The sequence below is a fragment of the Pontiella sulfatireligans genome (assembly GCF_900890705.1).
Taxonomy (GTDB): Bacteria; Verrucomicrobiota; Kiritimatiellia; order Kiritimatiellales; family Pontiellaceae; genus Pontiella; species Pontiella sulfatireligans.
The window spans coordinates 3,542,822-3,559,928 of the sequence record NZ_CAAHFH010000001.1 but is presented as its reverse complement, the minus strand read 5'-3'; the positions used below and the strand labels follow the sequence as shown (position 1 = coordinate 3,559,928).

Annotated in this window: 6 protein-coding genes; all 6 read right to left on the bottom strand. The window is 55.3% G+C overall.

The window, feature by feature from the left end; all coding sequences use genetic code 11:
- Positions 1-2: 2 nt before the first annotated feature.
- Positions 3-2,834 carry a PQQ-binding-like beta-propeller repeat protein gene (locus tag SCARR_RS12445; RefSeq protein ID WP_136061893.1) on the bottom strand — a complete coding sequence of 944 codons (2,832 nt, stop codon included), beginning with the start codon at positions 2,832-2,834 and terminating at the stop codon, positions 3-5.
- Between the two features lie 141 nt (positions 2,835-2,975).
- A complete protein-coding gene (locus tag SCARR_RS12440) occupies positions 2,976-6,716 on the bottom strand; it encodes a PQQ-binding-like beta-propeller repeat protein (RefSeq protein ID WP_136061892.1) in 3,741 nt (1,246 codons plus the stop codon).
- A 201-nt stretch (positions 6,717-6,917) separates the two neighbouring features.
- Positions 6,918-7,661 (bottom strand): PEP-CTERM sorting domain-containing protein, encoded by a 744-nt coding sequence (locus SCARR_RS12435; RefSeq protein WP_168433273.1) that lies wholly within the window; start codon positions 7,659-7,661, stop codon positions 6,918-6,920.
- 171 nt (positions 7,662-7,832) lie between these two features.
- Positions 7,833-10,880, bottom strand: a complete 3,048-nt coding sequence (locus tag SCARR_RS12430; protein WP_136061890.1) for an Ig-like domain-containing protein — start codon at positions 10,878-10,880, stop codon at positions 7,833-7,835.
- Positions 10,881-11,068: 188 nt separating this feature from the next.
- Positions 11,069-14,935: an S-layer family protein gene (locus SCARR_RS12425; RefSeq protein ID WP_136061889.1), complete on the bottom strand. Its 3,867-nt coding sequence runs from the start codon at positions 14,933-14,935 to the stop codon at positions 11,069-11,071.
- A gap of 78 nt (positions 14,936-15,013) precedes the next feature.
- On the bottom strand, positions 15,014-16,849 hold the full coding sequence (locus tag SCARR_RS12420; RefSeq protein ID WP_136061888.1) for a right-handed parallel beta-helix repeat-containing protein: 1,836 nt from the start codon (positions 16,847-16,849) through the stop codon (positions 15,014-15,016).
- Between the last annotated feature and the right edge of the window lie 258 nt (positions 16,850-17,107).

Sequence of the window (17,107 nt, the reverse complement as noted above, 5' to 3'; positions counted from 1 at the left end):
CATTAAAACGAATCCTTCAGCTCAATGTCGATGAAGCGGAAGAGGCCGGTGGGAATTTCGATTTGAATGGAGGGGCGCACGCTGTGCGCCTGGGCAGACGGCGTCTGCCCCTCCAAGCCCAGATCGAAGGTTTCCTTGCTTAGCAGGTCGGTCATTTTAACGGGCTGCACGGTCTGGAATTTTACGATGGCGGTTTTGGCGGATGGGTTGATGTAGCCGCCGTCGATCAGTGTGAGGCGCAGGTGGGTGGGGGCGGTCTGCGCGCAGACCCAGGCAACGTCGCCGGAGACGGTCAGCGGCAACAGTTTGGCGCTAGCCGCAATGTCGGCTTCGATGGTTTTGTAGTATTCATCCGCCACGAAGGTTTGGGTGCCGTCGGCGGAATAATAGTTCCGGCCGTCGGTGATGTATTCCTTCATGATGTTCTTGTACATCGGGTGCAGGTGGTCGGTCAGCTTGCCGCGCGGCGCGGCGCGATCGGCAAACTTGCCGGCCTGAGGCGGGGTGAGCATCACGATGCCATTGGCGTAAGGCGGCAGGTAGTTGAGGCGGCGTTCCTTGACGCCGGCGGCGTAGCGCGAAAAGTCCCACTCGGTTACGGGTGCGCCCGGCCAGGTGCCGTTGAGGCGGCCGAAGACCATCGGGTTGGCGTCTTCCTCCTCCTGGTTGAAGAAGGTCATCCACTTGACGTTGTTGCCGGTATCGAGGAAGCGTTCGTCGGGCTCCAGCATGCTGAGGTGGACGGGGGAAAGGCTGAGCAGCTCGTTGCGGGCGGGCACATAGAGCGCGCCTTCGGCAATCAGCTCCCAGAGGAAGGACATGTAGTCCTGATCCACCGAAAAGTTGTTGAGGTAGGTGGCGCCGCAGGAAATGTTGTAGATCATCTGGCGGAGGAAATGGTTCGGCAGCATCTGGTGCGAGTGCTGGCGCGTGCGGTCAAAGCTGGTGTTGTCGCGCGCGCAGCGTGCACCCCATTGGTCCACCGAACCGGCCGTCCAGATTCCAAGACGGGCGGCGACGCTGACTTCCATGGTCTTATCGGTCGTTTCTTCCAGAGCAGGAATAAATACATCGGCATATTCGCCGGAGATCAGGCCGGACCACATCGGCATATAGGCGATCCCGTTCCAGAAGGCATGCTTGGTGCGAACGAAGATATTGTTTCCCGTTTTCTGTGCATGTGCAGCCATGGGATAGAAATGGTCTTGCAGCACTTGCGCAAAGGCGTCGTCGTGGTTCTCGAGCTCGGGATAGATGGTGACGACCTTCTTGCCTTTGGCCTTCCCTGCATCGAAAATCTTTTTCTGGGTTTCGAGGCTGGTCTGGTAGGGATCGTTGCCGTGCCCTCCCCAGTAGGCGATTCCGGGGACTCCCTCGAAGGTGTCGACCAGCTCTTTGGTCATCTCATCGCTGGTCAGGACATATTTTTTCCGTTTGTCGCGCTTTTTCTGATAGTCGGGATGGACGTTGGTTCGGTCGACGTTTTCCACCCGTGGAAGATGTTTCCCGCCCAGAAAGACCGGGCTCTTGTATCCGGCTTTTTCGATGGCTTCAATATAGGGGCCGCCGGAACCTTTGCGGCTTTCAGAAATGAACGTCACGGTGGGGATATCCTTTTCCCATGCGGGCTTTTTGAACGACTTAAGCTGCTCCCGCGCTTCGGCGGTTTTCTCAAGGATGGCTGTAATGTTTCCGGGCGGCGCCAGGTTGGCGTATTCGGTTTTCCAGTCTTTGGAATCGAGGTTGATCAGGTGGATGCAGCTTCCGCCGCTCTGGGCGCTGGCGAGTACGATGATGTTTTTGTCTTCGGCCTTCCACATGTCGTTGTAGGAAAAACGGTTTGCCAGCACCTCCGTTTTTTTTGGATCGGCCTCATCGAGATCGATCGGGAGCAGAATGATTTTGGAACCAAACAGAACGAACAACTGTTTTTCATTGCCCTGTTTAATGAGTTCCGATTGGACGACGCGATACCCGAATCCGTCGATCTGTTTCCGAAGACTGGAAGGCTGGAATTGTTTTTGTTCCTCTTTCTTGAGGTCGATCACGCTGATATGCGCGTTCTGAATCATGGAGGTTGCGCCGATGATGACTTCATCGTTGCCATCGCCGTCTACATCAACCGAGCGCAGATCGCCAACGCCGCTTTTGGACTTGAAGATTTGGTAGGGTTTTTCTTCGAGCAGTTCAAAGCAGTAGAGCGATCCGCCGGCGGACGTGCTCCAGATGGCGCCATGCACAACCAAGGCTTCGGTTCCGTTTGCCCGGCGAAGCGGACGGACAAAGTTGGTTTCGTGCGTGTTGGCCGGCGGAAGTATTTTATGACCCTTGCCCCACGGCTTTTCCTTCGAATAGGTATTGGAGTGGATCGTTTTGACCAGCTCGCCGGCCGTCGACAGATAGTGAATCTGGTTGTCGTATCCGCCGCAAACAACGTATGGCGTCTTGTCTTTATGAACGACGCAGACCGAATTCATCGGCGCTTCGTTAGGCTTGAATGTCCAGAGCAGCTTGCCATTGGAATCAAGGCAGTAGAGGGAGCCGTCGGCATTGGCGGCAAAGATTTCGTCGGTCCGGTCTCCGGTGATGTCCGCGCACCAGACATCGTGGTTCATAAAGCCGGACAGCTCGTTTTTCCAGCCAATGGAACCTTTGGGGCTGATAGCCATGACCGTTCCTTTGTAGGAGCTGGCAACGATATAGGTCGCACCGTTCTTGCTGGCCGTGCGCACTTTGCTGATGGTGCGGCCAGTGTCGATGCTTGTGATGGGTTGTGCGTGAATGGTAGTCACGGCCAACGCCAAAGTGGAAATCAGAGCGGCTTTAGTATTCATAGTTTTTCGCGATCCTTGTTGGGTTTCCGACATAACGCATAAGGATGAATAAATTGGACGGGAATGACATGCACTCTTGCGTCTTATTTGTACGGGATTTCGCCACATTCCCAAAGGTTGGAACTTTCCAGAGGCTGGAACTCAAGGCTGGGAGACTTTTAACCGCATAAACAGGTTGTCGTTGGTGCCTCCGTAAACCTTTCGCTCAGTTTCGTTGTAGGCTGGATTAGCGGTCGATGTACTGTTTGTTGAACCCCATGTGTTTTTCCAATCATTGGAAACCAGGTTGTCCGTCCATTCGGCGATGTAGGTGATGCCCGGATTGGTGTGGGCGGATTCCCAGTTGAAGAGGCTGACGTTGTCGTCCGCGCCGTATGCGATGGAAGGTGCGGTTCCAAGCGCGCTTGGGTTGGTCGGATTGCCGCCGAGGGCAAACTCATGGAGATCAATCTGTCCATCGTTGTCCTTGTCGGCCTGCGAATTGCCGGTCAGTCCATGGTTGCTTGCAAATTCCCCCCATCCGTTTGATGGGAAAAACGGTTCGCTCAGCTCGATATCGATGAAGCGGAACAGACCGAGCGGGACATCGACGGTTGCCGTTGCATCGGTAATGGTGAAGTCCGTATCGTCGAGCATGTCGGTCATGGCGGCCGGCGTAACGGTGTTGAAGGTCACGGTGGCGGTGCGCGCCTTCGGGTTGAGGTAGCCGCTGTCGATCAGCGTCAGGCGCAGATGGTTTGAAGCTGTCTGCGCACAAACCCAGGCCACGTCGCCGGAAACAGTCAGCGGCAGCTGTTTGGCCGCATTGGTGATGCTTGCTTCGATATCGGTGTAGTAGGTGTCCGCATCGTATGTCGTGGTGCCATCAGCCGAAATATAGTCGCGGCCATCCGAGTTGAACTGCTGTAGGATGCTTTTGTACATCGGGTGCAAGTTATCAACCATCGCGCCGCGTACGGCGTTGGTGTCGGCAAACACTCCCTGTTGCGGCGGAGCGATCATGACGATCCCGTTCGGGCAGGGGGGCAGGTAGTCGGAGCGACGCTCCTTGACACCGGAGGCGTAGCGTGAGAAATCCCACTCGGTAACGGGCGAGCCGGCCCATTCCGTTCCCTTGCGGCTGATGACCATCGGGTTATTTGCTTCCCATGTCTCGTCGTACCAGGTGCTGAACTTTTCCTGCCGGTCCTGGGCATCGAAACGCGCGTCGGGCTCGGTCATGCCGAGGAAGACCGGGTTGATGCTGACGATCTCTGAACGCTGCGGAACATAGAGCGCGCCTTTGGCAATCAGGCCCCAAAGGATGCTCATGTATTCATCGGTTGAGTCAAAGTTGTTAATATACCGGGCCCCGCAGGCGATATTGTAGATCGAATTGCGCAGGAAATGGTTAAGCAGACGCTGGTTGCAGTGGTTGCGCTGGTTGTAATAGCGGGCATTGTCCGGCACCGCGCGTGCGCCCCAGGCATCGGCCGCGCCGCTGGCCCAAAGGCCCATGCGCCCGGCCACACTCAGATCCGGCGAGCGGGTGCCGGTTTCTTCGAGAGCCGGCACGAAGGAATCTGCAAACTCGCCGGACAGGAAGCGGCTCCAGTGAGGGCGGTAGACATCCGATTGCCACTGCGGTCCTTTTGAGCGGAAATAGACGATCGCATTTCTTCCCTGTGCGTGGGTCGCAACGGGATGGAACAGATAATCCAGAACAAACGTGAAGTTCGTTGTGAAATCGGCGCCGGTTTCCGGCCACAGCATGACCGTTATTTTTCCGGCTGCATTGTCGAGGATGTTGGTGATCGTTTCCGGCTGATACCAGTTGGGGTCGTTCCCGTGCCCGAACCAGGCCGCAATACCCGGTACGCCGGCATAGTGGGGAGTAAACTGATCGACCGCCTGCTGCTGCGTGAGCGAATAGGCGGATATATCGCCCTTAAGTCTCGTGCTGTACTCTTCATTTGTGAACCCGTTTGCGGACGTGCGCCAGTTGGTTGTCTGTTTTTGAAATGCGCCGAGCCAGTTGAGCATAACCGGGCTGGCATAGTTGTTTGTAATATCGTGGAAATAGCCGCCGAGAGGGCCGAGGTCGTCTTGGTCGGTCATTAGATAGACCGTTTCCGGATTCTCCCATCCGGGCTGAGTGAACGAGGCGAGGTTCGACCAAACATTATCTGTGTTGGCAAGAATGGTTGCGATTTTTCCGGGCGGCTCGAGGTTGATAAAGGCTGATTTCCAGAACGCGTTGCTGGTGTTCAGCAGATGAATGCAGCTACCGCCGCTCTGCACACTCGAAAGGATGAGCGTTTCCGGTTGGTCGGGAAGGGTGCATACGTCGTAGAAGGAATAGGAGCTTTTCAGGAACTCCACGGAGTTGGTATTCATGTCCGGTTGAACGAGCAGGATGTGGTGGCCGTGCAGAATCAGGTGCAGATAGTTCGTTCCGTCCGGGATGACGACCGGTTCCGCCACCTTGTAATGGGTATCCGAGTAGGAGCTGAGGGAAAAGGCATCGGTAATGGAGAACATGCTGAATGTCTGCGTTGCAGGGTCAAACTTGGTCATGCAGGCCGAATCCCGGTGTCCGGAGCTACCCATGAAGAACTCGTTGGTGCCGTCGCCATCTGTGTCGTATTCCGAAATATAGCCGGCGTTGTCGGTGGCAAACGCCTTGTCAACCTTGTCGGTCTGGTGCGGCATATCGGCCAAAGGGTCAAACCAGTAGAGATGGCCTTTAGACGACCAGCCCACGGTGCTGTGCATGACCAGATCTTCCGAGCCGTCGGGATACTTCATGACCCGCAGGAAATTAACATTATGTTCGCCGTCCGGCGGAGGCGCGGGCACATCGCCCCATGTGGTATCCTGCGAATAGGTGTCGGAGTGGACCGTTTTGATATGCTGACCGGAGGCCGTCAGCCAGTAGAGCCGTTGGTCGAAACCGCCGCAGGCCACATAGGGGGTCGTGTTGGAGTGGATCACGCACACGGCGTTCATCAGGGCGTTGTTGGTCTTGAATTGCCAGAGATCATCTCCATTGCTGTCCAGGCAGTAGAGTGTGCCGTCCGCATTGGCCGCCAGGATTTCATCCACACCATCTCCGGTGAGGTCTTCGCAGTATATGTCGTGGTTGACGAACCCTGAAAGTTCATTGGTCCAGAGCATCTCGCCGTTGGTGGACATGCCGAATACGGTTCCCTCGTAGCTGCTGCCGACAATATAAGTGCCGCTGTTCCGGGCTGTCCGGACCTGGTAAACAGTATAACCCGTCTCAAAACTTTGCAGCCCGTCATCCAGCAGCGGGGTGTCAACATCCACCGTGAAATTGAAACGAGTAGGATTAAAGGAGCAGGTCTCGACGGTGTTGGTTGGATGATCCGTCGGTACAATGGTGAAGTCATCATCGGACAGGGCGTATGTGTTCGCGGTCTGGACAGCACCGGTGGTGCTGGACTGCACAATGACGTAGGCGTCCTTGAATGCCTGCCAGCGCTTCATTTCGATTTCCGTGAATGTGAAGCTGTTGAGTGTGGCTGTTCCTCCCCCTGAAAACGTTCCCGAAATACCGGCATATTCAAACGTCATGTCTTCGCCAATGTTCAGTGAGTTGCCGTTGTGGTCGTACTCGTCACCGCCCGCATCCCAGCTGATGGCTCCGTTGCTGCTAGATACATCGATATGCACCGTGAATGAGTCGTTGGTGCTGTCACCGTCGAGATCCACGCCGGATACGGTGTAGGTGGTCGATGTGGCGGTTCCGCCCACCGCAACCGAACCGACGGAGACAGAGCCGACATTGGTGTATCCGACCTCGGTGAAGTTAATCACGATGGCCTGTGTGCTTACCGCCAGTACCAGACCGCATACCATCAAACCTGTTTTAAGTTTCATTTTGATTCCTCTCTTCGATTCGACAGCGTAGGCCGAATATACATCAACTAAAACATAGTTTTTTCCAGATGGATATATGGATTTGTTTCAAATACATGTGCGATTTAGTCAAAAAAGCACAGGCGATCCTACGGATCATGAACCAAAAAAACGGCGTGAACCCGAGGGCCACGCCGTTTTCTGAAACAAAGAATTACGTTGCTACATCATGAACCTGCGACGGATGAACAAGATGCCGCCTCCAAAGGCTGCAAGCATGCCGAGCGTGGCCGGTTCCGGAATCGCAGAGAGTTGGTATGTAGCCATGTAGATTCGCTGTAAGTTTCTGGTATCAGCGGAATCCAAGCCCCTTGCCGCGAAGTAGATCGTGTCGCCTTCGCTGACCGTTCCGAGGCTAACTTCGGTGACATCCAACGTGTTACCAGTACCGCTATCGGAATGTACCTGGGTATCATTGATGAAAACCAAGATTTCTCCACCTTGGCCAGAATTGGAAATGAATCCATCGAAAGTCGTGGTGATTTCATTGCCTGCCGCCAGATCGCCGGACTGGATGGTGTAGCCAAGGATGGCATAGTGAGCCAAGCCATCGGTGGAGTTGACTGCATCTGCGCCTCCCAGTATCCATTCAATTCCTGTGCCGGCGGTATCGGTAGAGTTTGGATTCCAGAAACCCGTTTCCGTGTCAGTGGCCAGTGCTGTGTTGTGTGAGTTCGTATAATCGGACGTTGCGGCAGTCGCGTCAACGAGGGAGTTGACGGTTCCGCTAAATGTCAGCGCAGAATAACCCGATGCTGTTCCAATCGCGGCGCCGGTGGGGTTCCACTGGTAGCTCCAGCCAACCCGGTCGCCGGCCCAATCGGTATTTCCGTCAGCAATAATTACTGCCTGCGCGCAGGACGCAACGGCGACGACCGTTAATGCGATAATCCATTTTTTCATCATTATTCTCCTTTTGTTTTCATCATTAGCTTGGTTTACCCACTGCAACCTATCTGCAATGAAACTCAAAGCTATGCTCGTTCGTAACATCGGTATATATGTAATCGAGCAAAACATATGCGCAATTTTGCCAGCTTTCCTCGTTTTGCAATGGAATGCGGTAACGGGGCGTGTTTAAGGTTGTGAAATTTTCAGGCGGAAAAAGAGGTTGTCGGTGGTGCCTCCGTAGACCTGGCGCTCAGACTCGTTGTAGGCGGAATTGGTGGTCGCCGTGCTGGAGGTTGAATCCCACGCGCTGCTCCAAATGCCAGTTACGAGGTTGTCGGTCCATTCCGCCATGTAGGAGATGCCGGGATTGGAGGCATTCACTTGCCAGTTGTAGAAGCTGACCATGTCGTTGGTGCCGTAGGCGAGCGTGGGGAGGGCGCCTTTAACCGCGTCGTTGGTGGGATTTCCTCCAAGGGCATATTCGTAGATATCGGACTGTCCGTCGTTGTCTGAATCGTTGGTTGAAACCGCACTCAGGTCGTAATCGGCAACAAACTCTCCCCAGCCTGACCGGGCAAATGCGGAGATGACCACATTGTCGATATAGGCGTCGTCCCCGTCAAAGCCCGCGTTGCAACGAATCCGAACCTTCATGTTGTTCGTAAGGTTTTGGCTCACGTCATCAATGATCAACGAAATTTCTACGCGTTCGGTATTGTCGAACTCAAAGCCATACAGGCAGTTGTCTGCTGTCGCCCAGCTCGAACCGCCGTCGTCGCTGTATTCCAGCACCAGTTCATGGGAATAATTCATCTTGACTGAATAGAGAGAGAACTCGAGTTTCAGTCTGGTATACGGGGTCAGATCCAAAGCGCTGGACAAAGCCATGTAGGCTGTTGCTGTATCGTCCTGCAGGTTTACACATTGAGCACCTATGGCATTGTTGGTGGAAAGGAAGACATCATTCGTGTTTCCGGATTCCCAGTCGCCCCATCCGAGTTCAAAATCATTGCTCGACAGCTGGGTCCAGCTGCCGCCTCCGCCGCCGGAGACGGTAAGTGCACAGGTATCGAACCATCCCCAGTCGACCGTTCTTGCGGTAATGTTGGCCGTACCCGCATTCAATGCCGTTACCAAACCGCTCTCGCTGACGATGGCAACCGCCGGGTTATCGGAGATCCAGTTCACATTTGTGTCCGTTGCATTGACCGGGCTTACGGTTGCGCCGAGCGCGGCGCTTTTAGTCACGTTCAGGCTCAGGTTGGTTTGGGAGATCGTGACGCCGTCCACCGGAACCGGGTTGCATCCTACATATAGATTGGCCAGGTCGGCATCCAGGTCTTCCCACGGTTCGCCCGACAGCAAGGCCTTTGGCTGATAGACAAAACCTGAGTGGGTCACGTTCGAGAAGGTAATGTCCGGATCAGAGTTTCTGGCCGCGGCAGCTGACGGCCCCGGATAGATTTCCCCTGCCGTGTCGTAAGGGAAGGCATTGGTCGAAATCAGATGCCTGAGTTGGCAGGGCACGTCATCCATGTTTTTACCTTTGAACTGGGCGCCCGATGAACCGTATACCGCATGCACATTTCTAACGATCGATGAGCCTGCAAAAAATCCGGGCGTTTGGCCCAGTGCAATTTCCTCGGCAGTGGCAAATCCGCGTCCGCAGCTTGCCGCCATCAGCGAGCCAACCGCGTAGATGCCATCCGCATCGACATGGCCGTTCTCCCGCGTGTGAGGGCCCATCATGAGGGCGTAGTGCCCATTGGTGATGGAGATGTTGCGGGCGTAAATCTGATCGATATTGATGGACTGCGGAGCGGCGGCAACATCGTTAGCTCCCGATTCCAGCCGGAGTGTCACACCGCCGGTTCCGGTCAGGTTTGTGAACATGATGTTGTATCCGCACTGCACCTGAATCATGCCGTATCCATAGTGTCCGTATAGGTTGTCGGCATTTTTGACCAGACCATTTCGGGGTCGGAAGTACTGACCACCATCCTCCGCGAGATTGAAGGTGAAGGAAGAGAGCCGTGTGTGGTTTTCGATTATGTTGCAATCGGCAATCATGAAGTTGTCCGCATTCTTGCAGTTAACGACCGCAACCTTGTAGGTTGGGTTGGGAGCCACATCAGAGATATCCACCGTAAAACGGCCCGATGAAGCACGGATGCTGATATTTGAAATGGTAACCAGGGCGTCGGCACCGCTTCCGCTCAGACCAAACGCGAAAATGGTTCCATTTGCGGCCGGTGTTGCGGTTCGAATCGTTGTGCCCGGATCAATCTCGATATGCACATTGGACTTAAGCAGTATGCCCACCAGGTAAAATGTTCCGCTTGGAATGGTGATCTTTCCGCCGTTCGGAAGCAGGGTCATATCGTCGATCGCAGTCTGGAGTGCGACAGAGTCGTCAGTGGTATCGGATCCGCTGGCCCCATAATCCGCCACCAGATCCACGTTGGAACTGACCAGGGAAATGGTGTCGTTAAAAAAACTGGCGGTCGGGTCGGGAATGTTCGTTACGTTTGAAGTGGTCAGTTGTACATTGTCGAGCGTACTTCCAGTGGCGCTCAAGTCAATCTGGTCGCCGCCAATAGAGAACCGGACGCCGATATAGTCATAATCGCCAACATCATTCAGTCCCGTGCCATATCCACTGAGATTGATTGCAACCACAGCGTTTGTTGTTGCACCCGCAGAACCGGTGATGGTGCCAAAGCCAGGCGTCGGACTTTCTGTGCCATGGTTGGTTCCGTTCAGCAGGTCAATGACATTTGCTTTAGTAGACAGGCCAGAAACTTTTTTGGTGTCGCTGTTGATATTGTTGAAGAAAATGTCGGTGGCAACGGGAGCGGAAATGCCGTTGGTTTGCCAGCCGACGACCTGGTAGTCCAGGCTGGTGTTGGTCGAGGACGCTCCTGCTGCAGGAGTCCATTCGAAGGCAAGGGTCAGAACGCTTCCTGTTTCGGTCGTTACTGAATTGATCTGTGCCAGCGAATCTTCGAGCAGGATATCCGTCGGCCCATCCCAGGTCATCTTGCCGGGATTGGTATCGTAGTCCAGATTGGCCTGCGATTTGACCGCCCAGCCTTGGTCGAGATCCACGAAAGTGGCATTGTTGCCCCCGGTGGCATAAGAGTTCGAGGACATATCGCCGTTGACGACAAGCGCCCCGTGCGACATGCATAGAGGCATCAGGAACAGTCCGAATGTAATTGCCCATTTTTTCATGATAACTCCTCTTCGTTTACCTGCTTGTTGCAGGATTAGACACCACAATAGGCATTTATGCTTAGCCTTTTTACCGTCTTTATTGAGCCGGTTCTACTCAGAGTAAGATACCAGCAATAGGAAACAGGTCTATATGCTAGTCTGCCAATAATGTATGCTATTGTGCCAGTGGGAGCACTGCAACACGCTCAGGGCAACCTGATTTGCAGGCGGAAGAACAGGTTGTCATTGGTTCCGCCGTAGATCTGCCGTTGGATGTGGTTGAAGCCTGGCAAAGCGGCCGGACCGGGGACAACCGAATCCCACGCGTTGCTCCACGCGTCCGTCATCAGGTTGTCGGTCCACTCGGCCATGTAGGTTATGCCGGGATTGGTGTGAGCCACCTCTAGATTGGAAAAGCTGACAGTGTTGTTTGGGAGAAAAGCGAGAACCGGTTCTATTGCCTGAACGGTGTGGTTGGTTGCATCCCCGCCAAGGGCATATTCATGCAGGTCGGTTTCGCCATCTTCATCATGGTCTGCCAACGGATTTCCGGTCAGGCCGTGCTCGCTGGCAAACTCGCCCCAGCCGTTGTTCGGGAAGAAAGGGGAGGACAACTCGATATCGATGAAGCGGAACAGGCCGAGCGGCACATCGATCTGAACGGTGGAGGCCGGGCTGTAGCTGGTGCCGTCCAGCACGTCGGTAATCGTGGTCGGGGTGACGGTGTTGAAGGCTACGGTCGCGGTGCGGGCTTTTGGATTGAGGTAGCCGCTGTCGATGAGCGTCAGGCGCAGGTGGTTGGACGAGGTCTGCGAGCAGACCCATGCCACATCGCCGGAGACGGTGAGCGGCAGTTGGCTGGCGCTGTTCGTGATCGCCGCTTCGATGGTGTGGTAGTAGTTGCTGGCCGGCGGCAGCTGCGTCCCGGTGGACGAGTAGTAGTGGTGCCCATCGGTAATGAATTCCTGCAGAATGTTTTTATACATCGGGTGCAGATGGCTGGTCATGGCGCCGCGCGCGGCGTTGGTGTTGGCAAAGACGCCTTCCTGCGGAGGGGTGACCAGCACCAATCCGTTTTTATACGGCGGAAGAAAGTTTTGGCGTCGGTCCTTCACTCCGGCTGCGTAGCGCGAGAAATCCCACTCGGTGTTGGGGGCGGCCGGCCAGGTTCCGTTCATGCGACTGAAGACAAACGAATTGGTTTCCTCGAAGGTGCGGTTGTAGAACGTGGTCCACTTGTTGTTTTCACCGTCGTCGAGATAGTGCTCGTCCGGGTCGGTCATGCTGAGGTGGACGGGGGAGAAGCTGACGATCTCTTCGCGTTTCGGCACGTAGAGCGCGCCTTGGGCAACCAGCTGCCAGGCGAGGCTCATGTAGTCCTCTTCGACATAGGTGACGTTCAGAGTGGTTGCGCCGCCGGCCAGGTTGTAGACCATGTTGCGCAGGAAATGATTGGGGAGGCGCTGGTAGGAATGCTGGCGCTGGCGGTCGAAACTCGGGTTGTCGCGCGAGCAGCGCATGCCCCAGTTGTCCATGGCGCCGCTGGCCCAGAGTCCCATGCGGCCCACGATGCTCATGTCCTGTGTTTTATCGGAGGTTTCTTCGAGTCCAGAAATAAAGATATCCGAGAAATCGCCATCGCGCATGCGTTGCCAAGCCGGCAAATAAACGGCGCCCTGCCAGAAAATATTTTTATTGCGGACGTAGATGTTGGCGTTGTTGGTGCGCGCATATTCGGCCAGCGGGTAGAATAGATGATCCATCACCATTTCGAATTCCACGGACGAGCCATTCATTTCCGGCCAGATCAGGACGGTCTTGTCGCCATTGCCGAGATCGATAATCTTTCTGAGGGTTTCCGGGCTGTAGTAGTAGGGATCGTTGCCGTGCCCGCCCCACATGGCCAGCCCTGTGCCGCCATCGTCGAGTTCCGGTTCGATGTCGGCAAGGATCTGGGCCTGTGCCCAAGTGTAGCTCTTGCGCCCGTCGCGCTTGTCGCGGTAGGTCGGGTTGCTGGAGAGCACGTTGTCGCGATCCCAGTCGAGCGGATCCTGGACGTGGTTGTCCCAGTAGTAGTTTAGGAAAACGGGGCTGTCGTAGCTGGCCTGAATGTCCATGGCAACGGGGTGCGTCGGATTGGCCGAGGTCAGCACCACCTCCACCGGATCTCGCTCCCATGCCGGTTTGCTGAAGCCGGCGAGGTTGGTCCAGACCTGTGCGGTGTTGTCGAGAATGGTTTGGATTTTCCCCGGCGGGTTGAGGTTGGCAAAATCGGTTTTCCAGTCGGCATGCCGCGGATCGACGATGTGGATGCAGCTGCCGCCGCTCTGGGCGCTGGCCAGCAGGAGTTTCCCGTTTGCCGGGTCTTTCCACAGGTCGTTGTAGGAATATTTTCCGGCAATTTTTTCCACAGTGGCGACCACGTTGGTGTCCAGGCTCGACCGGAGAACAATGTGCGTCCCGCAAATCATGAAATACTGGAACCCGGCACCGTCCGGAATGGTTTCCACCTGTGTGACCCGGTAGCCCGCATCGCCGATTGCGGTGAGCGGATACACTTGGCTGGTTTCGCTGGCTAGATCAAACCGCGACGCACTCTGGCTGTTGAGCCCGGAGGTGCCGATCAGCACTTCGTTGGTTCCGTCTCCATCCGGATCGCATATCCGGAAGTCGCCGGCCATATCGAGGCCGGGAGTCGAGTTGGTGCTGAAGGGGAGGTCGTCGAAAGCGTGGAACCGGTAGATCGAACCCTTCGCCTGCATGTGGTTGCAGGTGCCGAGCACCGCCAGGTTTTCGGAGCCGTCCGATTGTGGAATCGGGCGCAGGAAGTTGGCGTTGTGGGCATAGCCGGCCCGCGGGCGGTCGTCCCCCCACGGGCGCTCCTTTGAGTAGGTTGCGGAGTCAATTTCCTTCGCCAATGATCCGGTTGAATCCAGGTAGTAGATACTCATGTCGTAGGGGCCGCAAACCACGTATGGGGTGCCGGCGTCGTGAACTACGCAGACGGCATACATCGGCGGCAGGTGCCCGCCGTTGTTGGGCTTGAACTGCCACTGCAGCATGCCCGCGGCATTCAGGCAGTAGACGGAGCCATCGGCATTGGCCAGAAGAATTTCGTCCGAGCCGTCGCCGGTGATGTCATCGCACCAGACGTCGTGGTTCATGAAGCCGGACAGCTCGTTCGTCCACAGCACGGTTCCGTCATACTCCATGCCCAGCACAGCGCCTTCATAGCTGCTTCCAATAATGAGGGTGTTGGTTCCAACTTTCGCGGTGCGCAATTTCTGGATGGTGAAGCCGGTGTCGAGGCTGGTCAGGGGCGTGATGGGTGACGTGTTCGTTATTGGGGGGGAAGTGGCTGTACTCAGCGAGACGTTGTCTAGGAAGCTTCCGTTGGCATTATCCGCAGCAAGGGCACCGTTGATCCAGAACCGGACGCCGATATAGGTGTAGTTGGTTACATCGTTGAGACCGGCAGTAAATCCGCTGAGATCAATCGTGATCGAGGCACTGTTTGTTGAGCCTGCGGTTCCGGCAAATATTGCGCTAGTTGCTCCCGTATAATTAGCAGTCGCCCCATTGTTCCCGTTGTCCAGCAGGTCGTGGACCGTCATGTAGTTGGATGCATCGGTTATCATTCCAGCGGCGGTCTGGGCGGCGCCGTTGATGAAGTTCAACATGGGGTTGGCGACGAATGTGGGGGATCCCGTTACCTTCCAGCCGATCACTTGATATTCCAGGTCCGGAGCGGTGGAGCCCGACACCGCCGTCCAATCGAACCTTAAGGTCAGGACGCTGCCGGTTTCGGAGGTCACCGAGTTGATCTGGGCCAAGCCATCATTGATGTCGTCGGTCGTGGCCTTCCAGGTGATCACACCCGGGTTTTGGGTAAGGCTGATGATCGTTGAGGACTTAACCGCCCAGCCTGCGTCGATGTCCAAGGTGGTCGCGCTGTTGCCGCCGGTGGCATACGTGGTCGAGGACATGTCCCCGTTAACGACCAGCGCCCCGTGGGACATGTAGAAGGGCATCAGACTCAGCCCGGCAATGGCCAGTAATTTGGTTTTCATCATGTTCCTCTTCTTTATTGGTGGCCCCAGCTTCTTGCGCGCCCTCTTCGGGAGGCACGCCCTACAACGCTGGATATGCCCTTAATTCAGTGCGGCTTGCAGTTTCCGGTCTGTTTGAGACTTGAAGCCGGGGTTGCGTTCAATCTTTACATTGGAGGTGTCAGCGGTTTTGGACACTTCCAGGGGATTGTCGAAGCCGGCAGCCTTGTTTTTCTTGATCGTCACATCATCACAGTATTCCAGCACGATGGCTTCGCCTTCGTCGGCTTTCGGATAGTCGGTGCTGAATACCATTTTGTTTCCGGAAATATTCAAGCCCTTGACGGAGCAGGCCTTGACCAGCAGCCCGTTGAAGCTTTTGATCGTGTTGTCGACAAAGTCAATGTTGCGGTGGTAGCGGCCTTCGCCCATGCGTTGGTTTGCGGTAAACAGCGGGGAGGCGAGCAGGGGGTAGCGTTCGCTCACGGCATAGCCGATGTTAACGAATTCATTGTTGCGGATCGTAACATCCTGCACCGCGCCGGATTCATACCACTTGTTGTTGTCGCCCTCGATCAAGATGCCGTGCATCTGCGAGGAAAGATAGTTGTCCTCGATGAGCACCTTGCCCTTGGTGGTAACCAGGATGCTGCGTGCCCGGTTTTCGCGGACAATGTTTTTGCGGAACACAAGGTCCGGATACCATGACAGGTTTTCAACGGAGAGCGGCCCCTTGGATAAGTTGGCCGGCACATCCGTAACGGTCAAAACGAATCGGTGTTCGTTGAGCACCTTGATGTTTTTAACCGTGGTCTCATAAAACGGCAGGATGGTTTCGCGGGAGAGAATGGCGATTTTGTCGCCGGGTTCCCCAAAGGTCAGGCCCCATTGCTGGAAGTGGCTGATGTCGCAGAGGAACTCATTGTTGCCGAGGTATTCGGTCACGGGGACATAGGCGCCGTGCACGTTGATGGCATCGTCGAGCATGTGCTCGAACAGGCAGTTTTCGACTTTGATGGTGCCTTTGCAGCCGATGAAGTGGGTGGCGTCGGCGCGGGTGGAAACAATGCGCTCTTTGGTGGAGGTGACCTTCATCCCGTCGAGCGTGATGTTGTCTGTGCGTTCGACGATGAGTCCCATGCCGCCGGCTTCATAGACCGTTACGTTTTTGATCTTCAGATCTTTGGAATTGGTGACGTGGATGGCCGGGCAAAGGCGGCTGGTCGGGTGGTTGCCATACGTTACGAGTATGCTTCCAACCGGCGGCGCGTTTTTGAACCCTTTTTCAATTTTGAAGGTCGTCTTGCTGATCGGGGTGATCTTAGCGTTCTTCCCATTAATAGTATACAGGCGGGTGTTGTAGATCGGGGCGCGGGTTTCCGGATCGAACACCATGTTTGAGCCGATTGGGTCGTCCTGCTTGTAGCGGTGGAACAGGATTTTTCCACCCTTGATGGTATAGGGATAGACCGATGGGTCGCATTCAACCACAACGCTTTTGTCCTTGGCATTGCTTTCGACAATGAGCATTTCGTCGTGGAAGGAGCGGATCCAGTCGATGGAAAAGTTTTTGAGGGTAATGCCTTGAACGCTTTCTATGGTGAAGGGAATCATGTGCCCGTGGAACATGAACGTGGATCCGCCGCCGTCGATCGTGATGTTCTTGTGGTTGAACAACGGGAAGGCCATGCGCTTGAGGCCGTTGTCGTGGTTAGCCACAGCCCGATGCATTCCCAACGCGTTTTCGGGATGGAAATCATACTGCCCTTTGGGGAAGCTCAGTGTAACGTCCGGCTCGTTTTGCACGCTTTCAATCAATCGGTTCAGCGCATAGGTGGCATCCTTGCCTGGAACAATGCCGTGGTCGGCTACATTAACAACCCTTGCCTCGGCCAACACCGTGCAAAGCGCGAACCCGCATATAAACAGATTTTTCATAATAAAGACCCTTCACTTCTATTGAACCCAAACGGCCGCGCGGAACCCATTCTACGCGAAACGACGTCATAAGCTAACACATCGAGGGATTCGCGAAATACGTCATCGCGCAAAAGGTATACGTTATTTCGCCTTGAACCGGATTGCGTTTCCGTCGCTGGGAGGCCGGTTATTCCATAGGAATACCACCCGTTACGCTTGAGGCCACAGAGGTTTCATAACAAATAAGTCCTCCGCGTTCCTCTGTGTGAAAAGAAG